Annotated in this window: 22 protein-coding genes; 18 read left to right on the top strand and 4 right to left on the bottom strand. The window is 66.0% G+C overall.

Annotation, left to right across the window (positions count from 1 at the left end; translation table 11 throughout):
• Positions 1–13 precede the first annotated feature (13 nt).
• The 3 genes from AC1DEZ_RS03385 to AC1DEZ_RS03375 are packed head-to-tail and all read right to left on the bottom strand — an operon-like array spanning position 14 to position 3,156.
• Positions 14–1,234 (bottom strand): ABC transporter substrate-binding protein, encoded by a 1,221-nt coding sequence (locus AC1DEZ_RS03385; RefSeq protein WP_476778626.1) that lies wholly within the window; start codon positions 1,232–1,234, stop codon positions 14–16.
• An 18-nt stretch (positions 1,235–1,252) separates the two neighbouring features.
• Positions 1,253–2,491, bottom strand: a complete 1,239-nt coding sequence (locus AC1DEZ_RS03380) for a metal-dependent hydrolase family protein (RefSeq protein ID WP_476778625.1) — start codon at positions 2,489–2,491, stop codon at positions 1,253–1,255.
• Positions 2,488–3,156, bottom strand: a complete 669-nt coding sequence (locus tag AC1DEZ_RS03375; protein WP_476778624.1) for a TetR/AcrR family transcriptional regulator — start codon at positions 3,154–3,156, stop codon at positions 2,488–2,490. Before AC1DEZ_RS03375 ends, AC1DEZ_RS03380 begins: the two co-directional genes overlap by 4 nt.
• Positions 3,157–3,273: 117 nt before the next feature.
• On the opposite strand from AC1DEZ_RS03375, the gene pcaD reads away from it, so the two are divergent.
• Positions 3,274–4,047, top strand: coding sequence for a 3-oxoadipate enol-lactonase (gene pcaD, locus AC1DEZ_RS03370; protein WP_476778623.1), 774 nt, complete (start codon positions 3,274–3,276; stop codon positions 4,045–4,047).
• Positions 4,048–4,226: 179 nt separating this feature from the next.
• Entirely contained in the window at positions 4,227–6,788 is a 2,562-nt protein-coding gene (locus AC1DEZ_RS03365) for a bifunctional acetate--CoA ligase family protein/GNAT family N-acetyltransferase (RefSeq protein ID WP_476778622.1), read from the top strand.
• 72 nt (positions 6,789–6,860) lie between these two features.
• Here AC1DEZ_RS03365 and AC1DEZ_RS03360 read toward each other — a convergent pair whose 3' ends face one another.
• On the bottom strand, positions 6,861–7,499 hold the full coding sequence (locus tag AC1DEZ_RS03360) for a YcbK family protein (protein WP_476778621.1): 639 nt from the start codon (positions 7,497–7,499) through the stop codon (positions 6,861–6,863).
• Positions 7,500–7,907: 408 nt separating this feature from the next.
• Here AC1DEZ_RS03360 and AC1DEZ_RS03355 point away from each other — a divergent pair, with 408 nt between their 5' ends.
• The 16 genes from AC1DEZ_RS03355 (at position 7,908) to nuoL (ending at position 21,530) form a co-directional block, all read left to right on the top strand.
• A complete protein-coding gene (locus tag AC1DEZ_RS03355) occupies positions 7,908–8,288 on the top strand; it encodes an NADH-quinone oxidoreductase subunit A (RefSeq protein WP_441512687.1) in 381 nt (126 codons plus the stop codon).
• 64 nt (positions 8,289–8,352) lie between these two features.
• A complete protein-coding gene (locus AC1DEZ_RS03350) occupies positions 8,353–8,937 on the top strand; it encodes a NuoB/complex I 20 kDa subunit family protein (RefSeq protein ID WP_149128770.1) in 585 nt (194 codons plus the stop codon).
• A gap of 41 nt (positions 8,938–8,978) precedes the next feature.
• Positions 8,979–9,584, top strand: a complete 606-nt coding sequence (locus AC1DEZ_RS03345; RefSeq protein WP_476778620.1) for an NADH-quinone oxidoreductase subunit C — start codon at positions 8,979–8,981, stop codon at positions 9,582–9,584.
• A complete protein-coding gene (locus tag AC1DEZ_RS03340) occupies positions 9,584–10,024 on the top strand; it encodes a GFA family protein (protein WP_441512685.1) in 441 nt (146 codons plus the stop codon). The genes AC1DEZ_RS03345 and AC1DEZ_RS03340 overlap by 1 nt, the downstream gene beginning before the upstream one ends.
• Positions 10,021–10,449, top strand: a complete 429-nt coding sequence (locus tag AC1DEZ_RS03335) for a hypothetical protein (RefSeq protein ID WP_441512684.1) — start codon at positions 10,021–10,023, stop codon at positions 10,447–10,449. Before AC1DEZ_RS03340 ends, AC1DEZ_RS03335 begins: the two co-directional genes overlap by 4 nt.
• A gap of 3 nt (positions 10,450–10,452) precedes the next feature.
• Positions 10,453–11,643, top strand: a complete 1,191-nt coding sequence (locus AC1DEZ_RS03330) for an NADH-quinone oxidoreductase subunit D (protein WP_476778619.1) — start codon at positions 10,453–10,455, stop codon at positions 11,641–11,643.
• Positions 11,643–12,890 (top strand): NADH-quinone oxidoreductase subunit NuoE, encoded by a 1,248-nt coding sequence (nuoE, locus tag AC1DEZ_RS03325; protein ID WP_476778618.1) that lies wholly within the window; start codon positions 11,643–11,645, stop codon positions 12,888–12,890. Before AC1DEZ_RS03330 ends, nuoE begins: the two co-directional genes overlap by 1 nt.
• 11 nt (positions 12,891–12,901) lie before the next feature.
• Positions 12,902–14,206: an NADH-quinone oxidoreductase subunit NuoF gene (gene nuoF / locus AC1DEZ_RS03320; RefSeq protein ID WP_441512681.1), complete on the top strand. Its 1,305-nt coding sequence runs from the start codon at positions 12,902–12,904 to the stop codon at positions 14,204–14,206.
• 4 nt (positions 14,207–14,210) lie between these two features.
• Complete coding sequence (gene nuoG / locus AC1DEZ_RS03315; RefSeq protein WP_476778617.1) at positions 14,211–16,274, top strand: NADH-quinone oxidoreductase subunit NuoG; 2,064 nt, start codon at positions 14,211–14,213, stop codon at positions 16,272–16,274.
• Between the two features lie 6 nt (positions 16,275–16,280).
• A complete protein-coding gene (gene nuoH, locus AC1DEZ_RS03310) occupies positions 16,281–17,333 on the top strand; it encodes an NADH-quinone oxidoreductase subunit NuoH (protein ID WP_441512679.1) in 1,053 nt (350 codons plus the stop codon).
• 2 nt (positions 17,334–17,335) lie between these two features.
• Positions 17,336–17,530, top strand: a complete 195-nt coding sequence (locus AC1DEZ_RS03305) for a hypothetical protein (protein ID WP_476778616.1) — start codon at positions 17,336–17,338, stop codon at positions 17,528–17,530.
• The gene (locus AC1DEZ_RS03300) at positions 17,527–17,763 is read left to right on the top strand and encodes a hypothetical protein (protein WP_476778615.1); all 237 of its coding nucleotides are present in this window, start codon (positions 17,527–17,529) and stop codon (positions 17,761–17,763) included. The genes AC1DEZ_RS03305 and AC1DEZ_RS03300 overlap by 4 nt, the downstream gene beginning before the upstream one ends.
• A 19-nt stretch (positions 17,764–17,782) precedes the next feature.
• Positions 17,783–18,271, top strand: a complete 489-nt coding sequence (gene nuoI / locus AC1DEZ_RS03295) for an NADH-quinone oxidoreductase subunit NuoI (protein ID WP_038367698.1) — start codon at positions 17,783–17,785, stop codon at positions 18,269–18,271.
• Between the two features lie 255 nt (positions 18,272–18,526).
• Positions 18,527–19,150, top strand: a complete 624-nt coding sequence (locus AC1DEZ_RS03290; RefSeq protein ID WP_441512676.1) for an NADH-quinone oxidoreductase subunit J — start codon at positions 18,527–18,529, stop codon at positions 19,148–19,150.
• Positions 19,150–19,458, top strand: coding sequence for an NADH-quinone oxidoreductase subunit NuoK (nuoK, locus tag AC1DEZ_RS03285; protein ID WP_061968159.1), 309 nt, complete (start codon positions 19,150–19,152; stop codon positions 19,456–19,458). The genes AC1DEZ_RS03290 and nuoK overlap by 1 nt, the downstream gene beginning before the upstream one ends.
• A gap of 29 nt (positions 19,459–19,487) precedes the next feature.
• Positions 19,488–21,530: an NADH-quinone oxidoreductase subunit L gene (nuoL, locus tag AC1DEZ_RS03280; RefSeq protein ID WP_476778614.1), complete on the top strand. Its 2,043-nt coding sequence runs from the start codon at positions 19,488–19,490 to the stop codon at positions 21,528–21,530.
• The last annotated feature ends 1 nt before the right edge of the window (position 21,531 follow it).

Raw genomic sequence — 21,531 nt, 5'->3', positions numbered from 1 at the left:
CAGGGGCGATGCGTCAGATGTTGACGACGTAGCGCCGGTTGAGCTTGCCGCCTTCGATGAAGAAGACGCCGAAGGATGGGGAGACATCGCCATACTGGTCGAAATCCAGCACGGAGGACGCGCCCTCATAGTTGATCTTGCCCTTCTTCAGCGCTTCCTTGCCCTCGGCATAGCTGTAGACCTTCGTGCCGCCGGGGTTCGAGACCTCGCGGATCTTGGCGTTGATCGCCGCCGTCTCGGTGGAGCCGGCCGCTTCGATCGCCAGGGCGAGCGCATTGACCATGTCCCAGGTCATGGCGCTGAAGATGTTCGACTGGCCGGACTGCCCGGTCGTCTTCTCGTAGACCTCGGCATACGCCTTGAAGGACGGAGCCGTCTCGTTCGAGATCGAATCGACCGAGATCACGCCTTCGACGACCTCCGGGCCGGTCGCCTTGACCAGATCGGGGTTGGCGGCCCAGCCGGGGATGATCCACTTGACCGGCTGACCGGTCTGGAACCACTCGCGCATGATGATCGTGGTGTCCGACAGATAGGAGCCGGTGACGATCACGTCCGGGTTGGCAGCGAGGATCTTCTGCAGCTCGGAGCGATAGGACGCCTGGTTCGGCTCGTAGACGACGCTCTCGACGACCTTGTTGCCCTTCGCCTCCCAGGCCTTGCGGAAGCCCTCGGTGTTGCCGATGCCGGAGGCATTGTTGAAGGCCATGGTGGCCGGGCGCTTGAAGCCCTCCTTCACGCAGATCTCCGCGAAGGCCCGTCCGAAGCGGTCGTTCGTCGCCTGGAAGCGATAGGACAGGCCCTTGGCATTGGCCGGCGGAACCGAGAGCGCCGGCGCGCCGGAGGTGTTCATCAGGATGATGTTGGCGTCGTTCGTCAGCGGCACGACGGCGAGGGAGACGCCAGAGGACCAGGTGCCGAGGATGGCCTGGACCTTGTTGACGTCGATCAGCTTCTTGGCGGCGAGGACGCCGGCCTGCGGGCTGGTCTGCGTGTCTTCGGAGACGACCTCGAGCTTGCGGCCGGCGGCGCCGCCGGCGGCGTTGACGATCTCGGCGGCGGCAATGATCATCTTCTGCATGCCGGAGCCGTAGGGCGCGCCGGCACCCGTCACCGGGCAGAGCGCGCCGATGCGGAAGACGCCCTGCGACTGGGCGCGCAGGACGGAAGGCGCAGCGATCAGCGCCGAAGCGGCGCCGAGCGTGCCGATGAACTGACGACGGTTGGTGGTCATGGCCTGTTCCCTTTTTGGTTAGTTCAGTTCGTTCTTGATGAAGTCGCCGTTCTTCATGATGACCGGCATGTTGCGCCCCTGTCCCGTCAGGAGCGAGAGATCGGCCAGCGGATCGCCGTCGACCACGATGAAGTCGGCATAGGCATCGGGCTTGATGGTGCCGATCTTGCCGGGCATCCCGATCAACTCGGCCGCGTTGACGGTCGCCGAGCGGATGACCTCGATGGCAGGCAGAACGCGTCCGCGGATAATGAATTCCTCCGACTGGTGCCGGTGCATGGCGCCGAGCAGATCGGTGCCATAGGCCATGGTCACGCCGGCCTCGCGCATGATCTCGAGCGATTCCAGACCGCGCAAGCGGACATCGTCGATCTTGGCGACGGAGGAGGGGGGCAGGCCGTAGGAGGCGCCTTCGTTGTTCAGCGCCTCATAGGTGACGAGCGTCGGGCAGGCGATCGCACCCCGCTCCTGCATCAGGCGGGCGGTCGCGGCCTGGACGAGGTTGGCGTGCTCGATCGAGCGTACGCCAAGCTTCACGGCGCGGGCGATGCCCTCGTCGGTGTAGAGATGCGCAGCGACATAGGTCTGGGCGTTGTGGGCTTCCTCGACGATCGCGGCGATCTCCGCGTCGCTGAAGCCGAGGAAGGCGATGGGATCGGTCGGCGAGGCGATACCGCCATTGGCCATGATCTTCACGAACTGGGCGCCCTGGCGGATCTCGTCGCGGGCCGCGGCGCGGCAGGCGTCGACACCGTCGCAGATGCGGCCGAGCGAACCGAGCTGGTGGGTCTGGTAATCAGGCCTGCGGTTGTCGTAGCGGCCGCGGAAATCGGCATGGCCGCCGGTCTGCGACAGGGCCTTGCCGCAGATGACGAGGCGCGGGCCGACATAGAGGCCCTGTTCCTGCGCCTCGACGAGGGAGTAGGTCGCGCCGCCGACGTCGCGAACGGTGGTGAAGCCGCGGTGCAGCATCTCGCCCATCAGCTTCGCGGCCTGCAGCGCGACGAGCGCATCCGGGAGGAGCGCATTCTGGCCGAAATTCGCGGAGTTGGCGATGACGTGGACGTGGCAGTCGATCAGGCCGGGCATCAGGGTCCGGCCCTTGAGATCGATGCGACGCGCGCCGGCATCGGCGATCGGGCGGTCGGAAACCTCGCGGATCAACCCGCCTTCGACGCGCACGAAGCGGTCGTGCTCGCCTTGCGCGCTGGTGCCGTCGAGCAGCCTTGCGTTCTCGAAAATGATCGCCTGTGTCATGGGTGCACGCCTTGTTCTGTCAGATCGGAAAGGGCGCCTTCGCCAGCGCGGCCCTGCTGCGAATGTTCGGCAAGAACCGTCTTCCAGAAGCCGAGAAGGCGCGCATAGTAGGCAGCGTCGTCGCGCAGGATGGTCTGCAGGCTCATGCCGCGCATCAGGCAGAGCGTGGCGTTGAAGGCCGCCTCCACCTCGGGCTTCTGCAGGCCGGTTCCGTCGAAGAAATCCTGCCAGGTGCCGTCGAGCGCCGTATGAAACTCTCGCGTCACCGAGACCAGCTGCTCACGCAGATAGGGATTGTGCCGTGCGGCGGTCACATGCTCGAGCGTGACCAGGAACAGCTTGCCGGAGAACAGCTCCCACATCCGATCGACAAAGTCGGAGAGGGACAGGCTGCCGGCTTTGACCAGTTCGGCGACCTGCCGGATCTCGCCGATCCAGCTATGGAGCAGATGGCTCACGGACTGGACGATCAGATCGTCCTTGCCGGAAAAATGGTGGTTCAGCGCGCCGCGGGTGACACCTGCCCGCCCCGCGATCTCCGACGTCGTCGCGAGCGCGTAGCCCCGCTCGACCAGCAGATCGAGCGTCGCGTCGATCAGGCGCGCCCGCGTTTCCGTCGAGCGTTCCTCCTGCGTCCGGCGCTGTTTGTCGGCTGATGGCGGCATGCCCGAACTCTAGCAGTTGGAAACAAACAGACAAGCATGCATGTTTGTTTTTTCCGATGTTGCGCACAGCGGCATTGGGAGGACACAAAGATGCGGTCAGCGAACGGAGCCAAGACGATGCGGATTACAATCGGCCATGAGGAATTCGAGGTTCGCATCGACGGGGCCGACTCGGCGCCCGCGTTGCTGCTGTCCAATTCGCTCAGCTCGGACATGTCGATGTGGGACGACCAGATTCCGCTTTGGTCGCGGCATTTCCGGGTGATCCGCTACGATCAGCGCGGCCATGGCCGCAGCATCGTTTCGCCTGCTCCCTATACGATGGAGCAGTTGGGCCGGGATGCGCTCGGCGTGCTCGATGCGCTCGGCGTCGAACGCGCGCATTTCTGCGGGCTCTCGATGGGCGGCATGGTCGGCATGTGGCTCCTGGCGCATGCGCCGGAGCGGATCGACCGGGCCGTCCTCGCCAACACCGCAGCCTATATGGGCCCGGCCGATCTCTGGAACGGACGAGTCGCGGCAGCGGAAAGTGGGGGCATGGAGGCGCTTGTCGATGCGACGATCGCGCGCTGGTTCCCGGAGCCCTTCCGCGCCGCGGCGCCCGCGACCATCGAGCGGATGCGGGCCATGATCCTGGGGACGCCGGTCGCGGGCTATCAGGGATCGTGCCTGGCGATTCGCGACATGGATCAGCGGGAGTCGATCAAGGCGATCCGCAATCCGGTGCTGGTCATCATCGGGTCGAAGGATCCGGCGACCAAGCCTGCCGATGGCGAGGCCATCGTCGCTGCGATCCCGGGCGCGCGCAAATGCCTGCTCGATGCGGCGCATATCTCGAACATCGAGCAGGCCGAGCAATTCGCCGCGGAGGTCGATGCGTTTCTCCGCTGATGGGAGGCGGGGCTGTCGCGGCCCTGCCGGCCATGGTGGAGATCCGGTCAGCCGCCATCTGGCTGCATAGGCTCGTCACGGGATTTGCGCGATCATATGTGAAAAGCTGTCGATGACGCTTGGCCCCAGCGGCCAGGATCGCTTCTGATCGCAGCATCGCAAACGGACATGGCCGACCGATGACGCTCGCCCTGATCAAGCGCCTGCTCGAGCCGGCCTCGACCACCGTGATTGCCGGCGTCGGCGAAACGGATGAGCTGGCGAAACAAATCCAGGCGGGCGCCTATCGGGGCAAGCTGGTCGTGCTCTCCGGGGAGGACGATCTGCCGTCCATGCCGCCTTCCGATCTCGTCATCGCCCCCAGCGCGGCTGCGGAACGGGCGCTGGCTGCAGCCAAGGACCGCGGCTGCGGCGGCGTGCTGGTGCCGGATGGGGACGCTGCCGACCGCGACCGACTGGGTGCGGCAGCCCGTGCCGCCGGGGTGAGATTGATCGGGCCGTCGTCTCTCGGGATCGCGGCCCCCCGCCTCGGCCTCAACGCGACCGCGGTGCCCGTGCAGCTTTCAGTCGGCACGCTGGCGCTGGCCGCGCAGTCCAACTCGGTGGCTGCCGGCATCCTGGCCTGGGCGGGGCGTCGCGAGATCGGTCTGTCGGGGGCCGTGGTGGTCGGCGAGGGGGCGGATGTCGACATCGCCGATTGCCTCGATCATTTCGCCACCGATCCGCATACGAGGACGATTCTGCTGGCCATCGACGAGGTCACGGATGCCGCGCGCTTCCTCTCTTCGGCACGCACCGCAGCGCGGATCAAGCCCGTGCTGGTTCTGAAGCCGCCACGTCTCGACGACAGCCTGTCGGCCTTGACTCATGCGGGGCTGATCGTGACCAGCGATGCCGCGCATGACGCGGCCTTTCATCGCGCCGGATTGTTGCGCGTAAACGATCTCGACGAGCTCTTCGCCGCCGCCGAGACTCTCGGCCGGGCCCGGGCGGCCGATGCGGGCCGGCTCGCCATCGTCAGCAACGGGGAGGGGCTGGCCGCCTTGGCCGCCGGCCGGTTGCGACAGGCGGCTGGCTCCCAGCTACGGCGCCGGGAGCCAGAGATCGTCCGCAGCCCGCAGGATTATCACGAAGCGGTCTCGCGCCTGCTGGCGGAGGAAACGGTCGATGCGGTGCTGGCGCTCAACGCGCCGGTCGCGCCATCCGATCCGTTGGATTGCGCCCGCGCGGTGGTCGACTCCCACCGCGACGCGCGGGCCAAGCCGGTTCTCGCTGCCTGGGTCGGAGCGGGGGAAAGCGCGGCGGCGATTTTTGCTGCCGCCGGTATTCCCTCTTTCGCCACGGAACAGGAGGCGGTCGTCGGGTTTCAGCACCTCACCCGCCACGCCCGGCTGATCAAGGAGCTGATGGCGACGCCGCCATCGATCGACGATGACGACCCGCCCGACGTCGCTGCCGCCGAGGCGATCATCGCGCAGGCGCTCGGGGAGGGCCGAAGCTGGCTCGAGCCTGATGAGGAGACGCGTCTGCTCGCCTTGTTCCGGATCCCGACGCTCGATCTCATCATCGCTCCCGATGCCGATGCGGCCGTTGCAGCAGCCGGAGCGCAGTTCGAGGGTGGGCGGACGGTCGCGCTCAAGATCGTCTCCCCCGACGTTCCGCACAAATCGGATGTCGGCGGCGTCGAGCTCGACCTTGGCAATGAAAGCGCTGTCCGCGCGGCCGCGGAGCAGATGGCGGAGCGCCTACGCCGGCAGCGTCCGCAGGCCCGTCTGACCGGCTTCATGGTGCAGCCGATGGCGCACCGTGCCAAGGCGCGGGAGCTGATCGCCGGATTCGCCACCGATTTCTGTTTCGGCCCGGTGATCGTGTTCGGCCGGGGCGGAATCGCGGCGGAGCTGATCGCCGATACGCATGTCGCGTTGCCGCCGCTCGATCTGGCTTCGGCCGAGAACCTGATCTCGCGAACCCGCGTCTCGCGTATCCTGGCGGCCTATCGCGATGTCCCGGCGGCCGACCGGCGTGCGATCGCCACGCTGCTGGTCGCGTTGGGCAAGATGGCGTCCGAGCTGCCGCAGATCCGCGAACTCGATCTCAATCCGATCCTCGCAGATGCGAATGGTGCCGTGGTGGTGGATGCACGCATCGCGCTGGAACCCGACCCCGCCCGCCGCCGGCGTCCGGCGATCCGCCCCTATCCCGGGGCCTGGACGAGGCGGCTGGAGCTGGGCGAGCGGCGCTTTTCGGTCCGCCCGATCAAGCCGGAGGACGAACTCCTGATCGGCGCGATGCTGAACAGGGTGACCCCGGAGGATTTGAGGCTGCGCTTCTTCGCGCCGCTCAAATCCTTCAGCCACAACTTCCTCGCGCGCCTCACCCAGCTCGACTACGCGCGGGAGATGGCCTTCATCGCGACCGAGGATGGGAGCGGCGACGCCGCCGGCGCGGTCCGGCTGCATGCCGACCCCGGACATGTCGAGGCCGAATACGCGATCCTGCTTCGCTCGGACCTGAAAGGCATGGGACTGGGCCGCGCTTTGATGGTCCTGATGATCGACTGGGCCAGGGCAGAGGGCATCCGCCGCGTCCATAGCCAGGTGCTGGCGGAGAACGGGCCTATGCTCGCTCTCTGTCACAGTCTCGGCTTCGCAATCGCTCTCGATCCCGATGATGTTTCGGTCAAGCGGGTCACGCTGCGCTTGGATGGGCCAGGCCTTTCGGAGGCGGCGGAGAGGCCCTGAACGCGGTTGAAGGGAATGAGCGGCCGCGTTTGCGGACACTCAAACCTCGGGAGACGGACGAAGCGCCGCTCCCTACCAGGGGCGTCGCGGGCCGGTGTCGATGTGGATCAGCCCGTTCCAGTAGACATGGTGCCCGCCGACCTCCGGCAGGCTGCGCACCCATTCCAGGACGATGCGCGGGCGCACGCCCGGGACACGGAAGTCCATCGCCTGGCAGCCCTTGTGATAGGAGCCGCGCCGCGCGCGCCAAGGCGGCCGCCAGGTCGAGGTCACCTTCACCGCTCCATAGCGATCGGCAATCTTGCCGAGGGTCTGCTTCAACTGGTCGGGCAGGCAGGTGATCGAGGTGCCGGGGTCGGTCGAGATGCCCGGACGCTCGGGCTTCTCGTTCGGGTCGAAGTCGGGCTCGGCGCCGGCCTTCTGGCCCGGCGTCAGCTTCGGCCACTCCACGCCTTCGTCGTCGTCCGGTTCGCCGGGGGCGGGCGGGGTGCCTTCGGCGGGCGGTGTCATGGAGGCCGGGGTATTCTCAGGCGTTTCGGGCGCCGGAGTCGCGGGAGGTGTGTCCTGCGCGGTGCTGCGGATTGACGGCGCCGTCACGGGTGCCGCCGGAGGCACGACGATATCGGGCAGTTTCGGAGTGCCCTCCAGATCGAGATCGAACGGCCGCTGCGGTGGCAAGGGCGCGCGGACGCGCTCGCCCTCCTGGGCCATGGCAGACGTCGCGGAAAGCAGAAGAACAAGCGCCGGGACGACTCCGGCGCGCAGGCAAGCGGGCTTCATCGCGCCGCACGAACCACTGCCGGATTCGACTCGAAGGCAGGCTGAAACGGCTTGGGCATCGAAGGCCTTTCGGGCGTGGCAGGCTTGCCGGCCGGGAACGATTCGGCACGGCGAACGGGCTTGTGCCCGTCACAGCGGCTGAAAATACGCGTTTCCGACGGAATTCCGCCCGGAATGGCGGAGAGAGTGTGCGGACGCAGACGAATTCTGCCCCATCCTGCGCTGCATTCAACCCGCTCGCGCGATTGTGCGGCGCGGCGGAGTCTTGCTTCATTCTAATCGAGGGTCTAAGCGACTGGGCAGCGAGCCGTTACGCGGCCGTCCGAAGTGAGTTCGACCATGCAAGCTCTCCCGGTTCAGTCTCTTCTGACCGACTATCTCCCGCTGGTGCTGTTCATCGGCGTCTCGGCGGTCATCGGCCTGGCCCTGCTGATCGCCCCCTTCGCGATCGCCTATTCGAAGCCGGATGCGGAAAAGCTTTCGGCCTACGAATGCGGCTTCAATGCCTTCGACGATGCCCGCATGAAGTTCGACGTCCGGTTCTACCTGGTCTCGATTCTCTTCATCATCTTCGATCTCGAGGTCGCGTTCCTGTTCCCCTGGGCCGTCGCCTTCGGCAAGCTCGGCTGGTATGGCTTCTGGTCGATGATGATCTTCCTCGGCGTGCTGACCGTGGGGTTCGTCTACGAGTGGCGCAAGGGCGCGCTGGAGTGGGACTGACTGTCGGATCGCGGGCGGACTTCCGCTTCATATCTGGCAGGCAAAGGTTCACGAGGATTAGGTCATGGCAATCACAGCGATCGATCGCGGCGACCCGCTCGTCGCGCCGGCACCGCGGGGGCTTCTCGGCCCGGACGGCAAGCCGGTCGGCACGCGTGATCCGTTCTTCGTCGAGATCAACAACGAGCTGGCCGACAAGGGCTTTCTCGTCACCGCCACCGACGATCTGATCAACTGGGCTCGCACGGGCTCGCTGATGTGGATGACCTTCGGTCTGGCCTGCTGCGCCGTCGAGATGATGCAGCTCTCGATGCCGCGCTACGATGTCGAGCGCTTCGGCTTCGCGCCGCGCGCCTCACCTCGCCAGTCCGACGTGATGATCGTCGCGGGGACGCTGACCAACAAGATGGCTCCGGCCCTGCGCAAGGTCTACGACCAGATGCCGGAGCCGCGCTACGTCATCTCGATGGGGTCCTGCGCCAATGGCGGCGGGTACTACCACTACAGCTATTCGGTGGTGCGGGGCTGCGACCGCATCGTCCCGATCGACATCTACGTCCCGGGCTGCCCGCCGACGGCAGAGGCGCTGCTCTACGGCGTGCTGCTGCTGCAGAAGAAGATCCGGCGCACCGGCACGATCGAGCGCTGAGCGCTCCGTCGGTCGATGCTGCAGGCGATGAAGGTGAAACGATGAGCGAAGCGCTCGTAAAACTCGGCGAAGAGATCAAGGCCGCGCTGCCCGGCGCGGTGACGGAGGCGGTCGTCGCCTTCGACGAGCTGACGGTTCATGCCGAGGCAGCTACGATCGTCGAGGTCCTGCGGGTGCTCTACAGCGATCCGCGCTTCCGCTTCGTCAATTTCACCGATATCGCCGGCGCCGATTATCCGGGCCGCGAGAAGCGCTTCGACGTGGTCTACCATCTGCTGGCGCCGCACCATAACCGCCGCATCCGCGTGAAGGTGCAGACCGACGAGGCGACGCCCGTTCCCTCCGTCGTCGACGTCTTCCCGGCGGCAAACTGGTTCGAGCGCGAAGCCTACGATTTCTACGGTATCCTCTTCTCCGGCCACCCGGACCTGCGCCGCATCCTCACCGATTACGGCTTCGAGGGCTATCCGCTGCGCAAGGACTTCCCGCTGACCGGATTCGTCGAGGTGCGCTACGACGACGAGCAGAAGCGTGTCGTCTACGAGCCGGTGAAGCTCAACCAGGAATTCCGCAACTTCGATTTCCTCTCGCCCTGGGAAGGCACGGACTACGTGCTGCCCGGTGACGAGAAGGCGAAGGGGGCGTGATGGCGGCCGGCGCGGAAAAACTGTCCGGCGGCTGCCTGTGCGGCGCGGTGCGGTTCAGCGCCGTGCCGACGAAGCGCGAGATGGACGTCTGCCATTGCGGCATGTGCCGGCGCTGGAGCGGCGGGGTCTTCATGGCCGTGCCCTGCGGCGAAGTGGCAATCGAGGACGAGAGCCAAGTCGGTAGCTATGTCTCTTCCGACTGGGCCATGCGCCAGTTCTGTCGCAATTGCGGTTCGAGCCTGTTCTGGCGGCTGCGCGAGGGCGGGGACCATGTCGCTGTGGCCTTCCAGAGCTTCGACGACACCAGCTCTTTCGCGTTTCTCGAAGAGATCTTCATCGACGAGAAGCCGGCGCTCTACGACTTCGCCGGCGAGCGCCCGCGGCTGACGGGCGCAGACGTGATGGCGCGCTTCCAGGCGCAGCAGGAAGGCCGGCAATGAGCGGGCGCAACCTCAGCAACCTGACCGTGGCGGCCTGTGCCCTGGTCGGTGTCGGCTTGTCGGCTTGCCAGCCTGCCAGCAGGATCGGGCCCAACCGCGATGCTTCGACCAGCGTCGGCCAGATCACGCTGCATGACGGCAGCAAGGCTCGCTTCACTCTGGGTGAGATTGGTGTCGAGGTTCCGGCTGCGCGCATTTGGGCCGCCGCCTGTCCGAAGGAGCTGCGGCTGAGCTTCTTCCTCCAGTCCTCCTCGTTCCGCGATCTCGCCCTGGAAGGGCAGGAGGCCGCCGGTCCCGAGGCCGTCAAGAAGGCGGAAGCGGAAGCCGAGCGTTTGTCCAAGCGGCCCGGGGGCTGCGCGACGATGCGGCAGCGGATTGTCGCGGACCCTGCCGCCAACAAATTTCTCGACCCGAGACGGGGCTAAGAGATGTCCGAGCATAATATCCGCAACTTCTCGATCAACTTCGGTCCGCAGCACCCGGCGGCGCATGGCGTGCTGCGACTCGTGCTGGAACTCGACGGCGAGGTGGTCGAGCGCGTCGATCCGCATATCGGCCTGCTGCATCGCGGCACCGAGAAGCTGATCGAGGCCAAGACCTATCTGCAGGCGCTGCCCTATTTCGACCGGCTCGACTATGTCGCGCCGATGAATCAGGAGCATGCCTATTCGCTCGCGGTCGAGCGTCTCGCCGGCGTGACCGTGCCGCGCCGCGGTCAGCTCATCCGCGTGCTTTATTCCGAGATCGGCCGCATCCTCTCGCATCTGCTGAACGTCACCACGCAGGCGATGGACGTCGGCGCCCTCACGCCCCCGCTCTGGGGCTTCGAGGAGCGCGAGAAGCTGATGATCTTCTACGAGCGGGCCTGCGGCGCGCGTATGCACGCGGCCTATGTCCGCCCCGGCGGCGTGCACCAGGACATCCCGGTCTCGCTGATCCACGACATCGCCGAATGGTGCGATCCGTTCCTCAAGGTCTGCGATGACCTCGAAGGACTGCTCAGCGACAACCGCATCTTCAAGCAGCGCAACGTCGATATCGGCGTGGTCGATCTTGAGACCTGCTGGAAATGGGGCTTCTCTGGCGTGATGGTGCGCGGCTCCGGCGCGCCATGGGATCTGCGCAAGTCGCAGCCCTATGAGTGCTACGAGGAGATGGAATTCGACGTTCCCGTCGGCAAGAACGGCGACTGCTACGACCGCTACCACATCCGCATGGAAGAGATGCGCCAGTCGGTGCGCATCATGAAGCAGTGCTGCGAGAAGCTGCTGGCAGCCGATGGCGGCGGCCCGGTCTCTTCGCTCGACGGCAAGATGGTGCCGCCCAAGCGCGGCGAGATGAAGCGTTCGATGGAAGCGCTGATCCACCACTTCAAGCTCTACACCGAGGGCTACAAGGTGCCGGCCGGCGAGGTCTATGCCGCCGTCGAGGCGCCGAAGGGCGAATTCGGCGTCTATCTGGTCTCGGACGGCACCAACAAGCCCTATCGCTGCAAGATCAAGGCCCCGGGCTTCGCCCATCTCCAGGCCATGGATTTCATGTGCCGCAAGCACATGCTCGCCGACGTCTCCGCGATCCTCGGCTCCCTTGATATCGTCTTTGGTGAGGTGGACCGCTAATGTCCGTCCGTCGTCTCGCGCCTGATCCTGTCCAACCGGCCTCCTTCGCCTTCACCGCGGCGAACGAGAACTGGATCGACCAGCAGATCGCCAAGTATCCGGCCGGCCGCCAGGCTTCCGCCGTCATCCCGCTGCTATGGAAGGCGCAGGAGCAGGAGGGCTGGGTCTCGCGGGCCGTGATCGAGACCGTCGCCAAGCGCTTGGGCATGGCGCCGATGCGGGTGCTGGAGGTCGCGACCTTCTACACCATGTTCAACCTGCAGCCGGGGGGCGAGTTCTTCGTTCAGCTCTGCGGCACGACGCCCTGCGCGCTGCGCGGCGCGGAAGCGCTGAAGAAGGTCTGCGAGGACGTCATCGGCCCGCAATCGACCGTGACCGCCGACGGCAAGCTCTCCTGGCTCGAGGTCGAGTGCTTGGGCGCCTGCTGCAACGCGCCGATGGCACAGATCAATGTCGACTACTACGAGGACCTGACGCCGGCGAATTTCCGCCAGCTCCTCGACGATCTCCGCAATGGCCGCCCGACCAAGCCCGGCCCGCAGAATGGCCGCACCGGCTCCGAGCCGGAAGGTGGCCCGCAGACTCTGACCGACAAGGCCCTCTATGACGGCTCGATGATCGGCGCCGGCGACTGGCAGAGGCGCATTGGCGAGCAGCGCAAGGCTGCTGCCGAAGCCGCTGCCGCCAAGGCTGCCGCCGAGGCGGAAGCGAAGAAGGCTGCAGAAGCCGAGGCGAAGAAGGCCGAGGCCACGCCGGCCGCTGTCGCCGAAAAGCCCGCCAGCGAGACGGCCGCCGCCGCCCGCCCGAAGCCGTCCGAGCCGACCCAGCCTTCCAGCGCCGCCAACGATACGCCGGCCGCCAAGGGCAAGGTCGAGAAGAAGGATGTTGCCGAGGCTGCCAAGCCTGCCGTTGCGACAAAGGCCGAGCCCGCCGTCGAGGAGAGCAAGCCCGAGCCCGCCGTCGAGGAGAGCAAGCCCGAGCTGCTGACCGCTGCGCGCGGCGGCGAGGGTGACGATCTCGAACTGATCTGGGGCGTCGGGCCGAAGCTGGCCAAGATGCTCAATGAGATGGGGATCTGGCACTACGACCAGATCGCCAAATGGACACCGGCGGAGCTCGCCTGGGTCGATGCACGCCTGACCGGCTTCAAGGGCAGGGCGGTGCGTGACGACTGGATTGCTCAGTCGAAGAAGCTCGCGACGGGCTGGCGCCCGGAGTCGAAGCTTGGCGACAAGCCGGCAGAGTGAGGCACTAGGACATGCTCGCAGATCGCGATCGCATCTTCACCAATCTCTACGGCCTGCACGACCGTACCCTGAAGGGTGCGATCCAGCGCGGCGCCTGGGATGGCACCAAGTTCCTGCTGGAGCAGGGCCGGGACTGGATCATCGACGAGATGAAGAAGTCCGGCCTGCGCGGCCGCGGCGGCGCCGGCTTCCCGACCGGACTGAAATGGTCGTTCATGCCGAAGCAGAGCGACGGGCGCCCGCACTATCTCGTCGTCAACGCCGACGAGTCGGAGCCCGGTACCTGCAAGGACCGCGAGATCATGCGCAACGACCCGCATACGCTGGTCGAGGGCTGCCTGATCGCCTCCTTCGCCATGGGCGCGCATGCGGCCTACATCTATATCCGCGGCGAATATATCCGCGAGCGCGAGGCGCTGCAGCGCGCCGTCGACGAGGCCTATGAGGCCAAGCTCATCGGCAAGGACAACGTCCACGGCTATCCCTTTGATCTCTATGTGCATCATGGCGCCGGCGCCTATATCTGCGGCGAAGAGACGGCGCTGCTGGAGAGCCTCGAGGGCAAGAAGGGCATGCCGCGGCTGAAGCCGCCATTCCCCGCCAATATGGGCCTCTATGGCTGCCCGACCACGGTGAACAACGTCGAGTCGATCGCGGTCGCTCCGACCATCCTGCGCCGCGGCGCGAGCTGGTTCTCGTCGATCGGCACGCCGAACAATGTCGGCACCAAGCTCTTCTGCGTCTCCGGCCATGTGAACAAGCCCTGCAACGTCGAAGAGGCGATGGGCATTCCCTTCCGCGAACTGATCGAAAAGCATTGCGGCGGCATCCGCGGCGGCTGGGACAATCTGAAGGCGGTCATCCCCGGCGGTTCCTCGGTGCGCATGGTGCCGGCCGAGCAGATCATCGACACGCCGATGGATTTCGACTCGCTTTCGAAGCTGCGCTCCGGCCTCGGCACGGCGGCGGTGATCGTGATGGACAAGTCGACCGACATCGTCCGCGCCATTGCCCGCATCAGCCATTTCTACAAGCATGAGAGCTGCGGCCAGTGCACGCCTTGCCGCGAAGGCACGGGCTGGATGTGGCGCGTCATGGAGCGCATGGCGGAAGGCCGCGCCCAGAAGCGCGAGATCGACATGCTGCTCGACGTCACCAAGCAGATCGAGGGCCACACGATCTGCGCGCTCGGCGATGCCGCGGCTTGGCCGATCCAGGGCCTGATCGCGCATTTCCGTCACGAAATCGAGCAGCGCATCGACGACTATGCCGCCAACCCGCACAGCGAGCCTGTGCGCCTGATGGCGGCGGAGTGAGACCATGACGAAACTCCTCATCGACGGCATCGAGGTCGACGTACCCGCCGAGCACACGGTGCTCCAGGCCTGCGAGGCGGCGGGCGTCGAGGTGCCGCGCTTCTGCTTCCACGAGCGGCTCTCGATCGCCGGCAACTGCCGCATGTGCCTCGTCGAGGTGAAGGGTGGCCCGCCGAAGCCGCAGGCCTCCTGCGCCATCGGCGTGCGCGATCTGCGCCCCGGCCCGAACGGCGAGCCGCCGGTCGTCTCGACCAAGTCGCCGATGGTCAAGAAGGCCCGCGAAGGGGTGATGGAGTTCCTGCTCATCAACCACCCGCTGGATTGCCCGATCTGCGACCAGGGCGGCGAGTGCGACCTGCAGGACCAGGCCATGGCCTATGGCGCGGATACCTCGCGCTTCGCCGAGAACAAGCGCGCGGTCGAGGACAAGTATATCGGCCCGCTGGTCAAGACGACGATGACGCGCTGCATCCAGTGCACGCGCTGCGTCCGCTTCACCACCGAGGTCGCCGGCGCCTCCGATCTCGGCGCCATCGGCCGCGGCGAGGACATGGAGATCACCACCTATCTCGAGCACGCGATGTCGTCGGAGTTGCAGAGCAACATCGTCGATCTCTGCCCGGTCGGCGCGCTGACATCCAAGCCCTACCAGAACAAGGCCCGGCCCTGGGAGCTCTCGAAGACCGAGAGCATCGATGTGATGGACGCCGTCGGCTCGGCGATCCGCGTCGACTCGCGCGGCAAGGAAGTGATGCGCATCCTGCCCCGCCTCAACGAGGCGGTGAACGAGGAGTGGATCTCCGACAAGACCCGCCATGTCGCCGACGGCCTCAAGACCCAGCGCCTCGACCGGCCTTATATCCGCGAGAACGGCCGTTTGCGTCCGGCAAGCTGGAACGAGGCCTTCGCCGCCATCGCCAGCAAGGTGAAGGCCGCGAGCCCTGAGAGGATCGGCGCCATCGCCGGCGACCTCGCCGCGGTCGAGGAGATGTTCGCGCTGAAGGCGCTGATCGCCGCGCTCGGCTCGGCCAATCTCGACGCCCGCCAGGACGGCACCAAGCTGCATCCGAAATTCGGCCGCGCATCCTATGTCCTCAACGCCGGCATCGCCGGCATCGAAGATGCGACCTCGCTGCTGATCATCGGCTCGAACCCGCGCCGCGAGGCGCCGATCCTGAATGCCCGCATCCGCAAGCGCTGGCTGCGCGGCGACTTCAAGATCGGTGTCATCGGCGAGAAGGCCGACCTGACCTACTCCTACGACTATCTCGGCGCCGGCCCGGAGACGCTGGCCGATATCGTCAAGTCGGCCGCCGCCGCCGGCGGCAAGCCGATGGTGCTGATCGGGCAGGGGGCTCTTGCCCGCGCCGATGGCGAGGCCGTGCTCTCGCTAGCCGCCAAGGCGGCGCAGTCGCTGGGCGCGATGACCGAGGGCTGGAACGGCTTCGGCGTGATCCACACCGCCGCCGCCCGCGCCGGTGCGCTCGATCTCGGCTTCGTGCCAGGCGAGGGTGGTTTGGATGCGGCCGCTATGGCCCAGCCGGGCGCGCTCGACGTGCTCTTCCTGCTCGGCGCCGACGAGATCGAGGTGCCGGAAGGCGCTTTCGTGGTCTATCAGGGCACGCATGGCGACAAGGGCGCTCACCGCGCCGACGTCATCCTGCCGGGCGCGGCCTATACCGAAAAGTCCGGCACCTATGTGAACACCGAAGGCCGGGTGCAGATGGCGGATCGTGCCACCTTCCCGCCGGGCGACGCCCGCGAGGACTGGGCGATCCTGCGTGCGCTCTCCGCGGCGCTCGGCAAGACGCTGCCCTTCGACTCGCTGTCCGGCCTGCGCAAGGCGCTCTACGAGGCGCACCCGCATTTCGCGGCGCTCGACGGCCTCCCGGCCAACGACGCGGCGGAGATCGGCAAGCTCGCCGGCCTCGGCGGCAAGACCGACAAGGCGGGCTTCGCCCCGGCCGTCAGCGACTTCTATCAGACCAACCCGATCGCACGTGCCTCTGCCGTGATGGCGGAATGCTCGGCGCTGGCTTCGGGCCGGCACCAGCAGGCGGCGGAGTAACCGGCCATGAACTGGGACCTCGTCCTCGATATCGCGATCATCCTCGGCAAGAGCCTGCTGCTGCTGGTCTGCCTACTGGTCTTCATCGCCTATATCCTGCTCGCCGACCGCAAGGTCTGGGCGGCGGTGCAACTGCGCCGCGGCCCGAACGTGGTCGGTCCCTGGGGTCTGTTCCAGAGCTTCGCGGACCTGATCAAGTTCGCGCTCAAGGAGCCGATTATCCCGGCCGGCGCGAACAAGGGGCTCTTCCTGCTGGCGCCCTTCATCTCCTGCCTGCTGGCGCTCGGCGCCTGGGCGGTGATCCCGGTGGCGGAAGGCTGGGCCATCGCCGACATCAATGTCGGCGTGCTCTATATCCTCGCGATCTCCTCGCTCGGCGTCTACGGCATCATCATGGCCGGCTGGGCGTCGAACTCGAAATATCCGTTCATGAGCGCTCTGCGCTCGGCGGCGCAGATGGTGTCCTATGAGGTCTCGATCGGCTTCGTCATCATCACCGTGTTGCTCTGCGTCGGCTCGCTGAACCTATCCGCCATCGTCGAAGCCCAGCAGAACCGCGGGCTCGCCCATGCGCTCGGCGTTCCCTGGCTCAGCATCCTGAACTGGTACTTCCTGCCGCTCTTCCCGATGTTCGTCGTCTTCTTCGTCTCGGCGCTGGCCGAGACGAACCGGCCGCCCTTCGATCTGGCCGAGGCGGAATCGGAGCTCGTAGCGGGCTTCATGGTCGAGTATTCCTCGACGCCGTACCTGCTGTTCATGCTCGGCGAATACGTGGCGATCATGACCATGTGCTCACTGACGACGATCCTGTTCCTCGGTGGCTGGGCGCCGCCGGTCGCGCTGCCGCCCTTCACCTGGCTGCCCGGCGTGTTCTGGTTCGCGCTCAAGATCTGCCTGGTCTTCTTCATGTTCGCGCTGGTGAAGGCCTTCGTGCCGCGCTACCGCTACGATCAGCTGATGCGCCTGGGCTGGAAGGTCTTCCTGCCGCTTTCGATCGCGAGCGTCGTTCTGGTGGCGCTGGTGCTGCAGCTGACGGGCTGGGGTCCGGTCGGCGGATGAGTTTGGCCGCGATCTCCGGAATTGCATTCGGCATGATCGCAGCACTGGTTCTTTACGGCTCGGCGTGCTGGTGGGCGCGGCGAAGCCGGATATTCGATGCGCTGGCCGTGGCGCTCGGAGGGGCGGTGGCCGCCGCGGTTGTCGGTGGCTTCGGCGGATACAAGGCTGTTCAGTGGCTCGGGCTGCTGACGGCATGAATATGGCGGGTTGGCTCGGTGCCTTGATCGGGTTCGGGCTGGGTCTGCTAGAATACCGGCTGATGACGGCCGTGGTGATCGGGGCGCTCAGGCGCACGGATCACTCCACGACCGAGGCTGAGAAGAATGATTATGAGCGCCGCATCCGCATCCTGCGGTGGGCGCTGATGGCAATGACGATCGGCTTCACGCCGATCCTGGGTTTCGTGATCGGCCGGACTTTGCTCGGCTGAGGATGGAAGGACGAAGGCGATGTCACTCGCGCAAGCCGCAAGGGGCCTGCTGCTGAAGGAGTTCGTCGGGGCGATCGGCCTGTCGATGCGCTACTTCTTCAAGCCGAAGGCGACGCTGAACTACCCGTTCGAGAAGGGCCAGCTCTCGCCGCGTTTCCGTGGCGAGCACGCGCTGCGCCGCTATCCGAACGGTGAGGAGCGCTGCATCGCGTGCAAGCTCTGCGAGGCGATCTGCCCGGCGCAGGCCATCACCATCGAGGCCGGCCCGCGCCGCAACGACGGCACGCGCCGCACCACCCGTTACGACATCGACATGACGAAGTGCATCTATTGCGGCTTCTGCCAGGAGGCCTGCCCGGTCGATGCCATCGTCGAGGGGCCGAATTTCGAGTTCGCGACCGAGACCCGCGAGGAGCTGTTCTACGACAAGGACAAGCTGCTCGCGAACGGCGCGCGCTGGGAACGCGAGATCGCGCGCAACATCGCGATGGATGCGCCCTATCGGTAGCTGCCGTCATGCTCGGGCTTGACCCGAGCATCTCGTGCAGGAAGAGGCTCCGACGCCTCGTTCTGCCAGAGATTCTCGGGTCTGCGCTTCGCTTCGCCCGAGAATGACGTCCTAGAACGAGACCAGACCCGCCGCGCGGTTGTCGCGTCCGGAGGGCCTGTTTATAGACGCTCCAAATTGCTCCGGGCTCCCTGAGTCCCGGCGCACGAACCAAACGAGGACCGCGCCGAAAAGGGGCGGGAAGGGCTGGCCGAGATGAATGCCGCAGCGGCTTTCTTCTATCTCTTTGCAGGCGTTACCGTGGCATCCGCCTTCATGGTGGTGGCCTCGCGCAATCCCGTGCACTCGGTGCTGTTCCTGATCCTGGCCTTCGTCAATGCGGCCGGGCTGTTCATGCTGCTCGGCGCCGAGTTCCTCGCGATGCTGCTGGTGGTCGTCTATGTCGGCGCGGTCGCGGTGCTCTTCCTCTTCGTTGTGATGATGCTCGACGTCGATTTCGCCGAGTTCCGCCAGGGGTTCCTGAACTATCTGCCGGTGGGGGCGCTGATCGGCTTCATCTTCGCCGTCGAACTGCTGCTGGTCGTCGGCGCCTGGGTGATCGACCCGCAGATCGTCAAGGCGCCGGTCGCCGCGATCCCCGCCGGCATGACCAATACCGAGGCGCTCGGCCGCGTGCTCTACACCCAGTATGTCTACTACTTCCAGGCGGCGGGTCTCGTGCTGCTGGTCGCCATGATCGGCGCGATCGTGCTGACGCTGCGCGAGCGCCACGGCATCAAGCGCCAGCACGTCCCGACCCAGAACGCCCGGACCAAGGACGCGGCGATGGAGGTCAAGCAGGTGCCCTCGCGCGCCGGCGTTCCCGAGGAGATGGCATGATGACGATCGGACTGGGCCATTATCTCGCCGTCAGCGCCATCCTGTTCACGCTCGGCGTGCTCGGCATCTTCATCAACCGCAAGAACGTCATCGTCATCCTGATGTCGGTCGAGCTCATCCTGCTCTCGGTCAACCTGAACTTCGTCGCCTTCTCGAGCTTCCTGAACGACATCGTCGGACAGGTCTTCGCGCTGCTGGTGCTCACGGTGGCGGCGGCTGAGGCCGCGATCGGCCTCGCCATTCTCGTCGTCTACTTCCGCAACCGCGGCACGATCGCGGTGGAAGACATCAACATGATGAAAGGCTGAGCGCTGCCTGGCGCCTGGACCTCACGACCATGTATCACCTGATCGTCTTCCTCCCCCTGATCGGCTTCCTGATCGCCGGCCTCTTCGGCCGGCTGATCGGCGCGCGCGGCTCCGAGATCGTCACGACCTCGCTGCTCATCGTCTCGGCAATCCTGTCCTGGGTTGCCCTCGTCCAGGTCGGCTTCGGCTCCGGCACGACGCGCATCCAGGTTGCCAGCTGGATTTCCTCCGGCAGCCTGCAGGTCGACTGGGCCTTCCGCGTGGACACGCTGACCGCCGTGATGCTGGTCGTCGTCAACACCGTGTCGTCGCTCGTGCACCTCTACTCGATCGGCTACATGCACGAGGATCCGCACCGGCCGCGCTTCTTCGCCTATCTCTCGCTGTTCACCTTCGCGATGCTGATGCTGGTGACGGCGGATAATCTCGTCCAGATGTTCTTTGGCTGGGAGGGCGTCGGTCTCGCCTCCTATCTGCTGATCGGCTTCTGGTACCAGAAGCCTTCGGCCAATGCCGCGGCGATGAAGGCCTTCATCGTCAACCGCGTCGGCGACTTCGGCTTCTCGCTCGGCATGTTCCTGGTTTTCGTGCTGTTCGGCTCGGTCGCCTTCGACGCGATCTTCCCGCGCGCCGGCGAGTTCGTGAACCAGGGCTTCCGCTTCCTCGGCTATGACTGGAACGCACTGACCCTGACCTGCCTGCTGCTGTTCGTCGGCGCGATGGGCAAGTCGGCCCAGTTCCTGCTCCACACCTGGCTGCCGGACGCGATGGAAGGCCCGACCCCGGTCTCGGCCCTCATCCATGCCGCGACCATGGTCACTGCCGGTGTCTTCATGGTGGCGCGCCTGTCACCGCTCTTCGAGTATGCTCCCGTCGCACTCACCGTCGTCGTCGTCATCGGCGCGACCACGGCCTTCTTCGCCGCGACGGTCGGCCTCGTGCAGAACGACATCAAGCGTGTCATCGCGTATTCGACCTGCTCGCAGCTCGGCTACATGTTCGTCGCGCTCGGCGTCGGCAATTACGGCGCCGGCATCTTCCACCTCTTCACCCACGCCTTCTTCAAGGCCTTGCTCTTCTTGGGCGCCGGCTCGGTCATCCACGCGATGCACCACGAGCAGGACATGCGCCGCATGGGCGGCCTGCGTAAGCACATCCCGCTGACCGCGGCGGCGATGACGATCGGCACCCTGGCGCTGACCGGCGTCGGTATCCCCGGGACGGTTTTCGGCTTCGCCGGCTTCTTCTCGAAGGATGCGATCATCGAGAGCGCCTATGCCTCGGTCGGGCATGGTGGCTTCGCCAGCTCCTATGCCTTCATCCTGCTGGTCGTCGCCGCCTGCATGACGTCCTTCTATTCCTGGCGGCTCTATTTCATGACCTTCGAGGGCGCACCGCGCTGGGGCCATGGCCATGACTCGCATGGTCACGACGACCATGCCCATGCCGCGCACGGTCACGACGATCATGCGCACGGCCACGACGATCACGGCCACGGCCATGATCACACGCCGCATGAGAGCCCCTGGGTGATGCTCCTGCCGCTCGCCCTGCTTTCGGTCGGTGCGATCTTCGCTGGCGTCGCCTTCAAGGAATACTTCGTCGGCCACGACTTCGAGCATTTCTGGAAGTCGTCCCTGTTCATGGGCAAGGACAACCACATCCTGCACACCATGCACGAGGTGCCCAAGTGGGTGGTGGCATCGCCGTTCGTGGCGATGGTGATCGGCTTCGTGCTCGCCTACTGGATGTATGTCCGCCGGCCGGACATTCCGGGCAAGCTCGCGGCTGCGAACCCGGCGCTGTACCAGTTCCTGCTGAACAAGTGGTACTTCGACGAGCTCTACGACTTCCTGTTCGTGCGCCCGGCGAAATGGCTCGGCCGCTTCCTCTGGAAGAAGGGCGATGGCCTGGTCATCGACGGCCTCGGACCGGACGGCATCTCGGCACGCGTGGTCGATGTGACCAATCGGGTGGTCCGGCTGCAGACCGGCTATCTCTATCACTATGCCTTCGCGATGCTGATCGGCGTCGCCGGGCTGGTGACTTGGTATCTTGTGACCCGCGGGTGAG

Source organism: Allobosea sp. 10L422 (assembly GCF_056395345.1).
The sequence above is the reverse complement of the archived record's forward strand: the minus strand, read 5'-3'. Positions and strand labels throughout refer to the sequence as shown.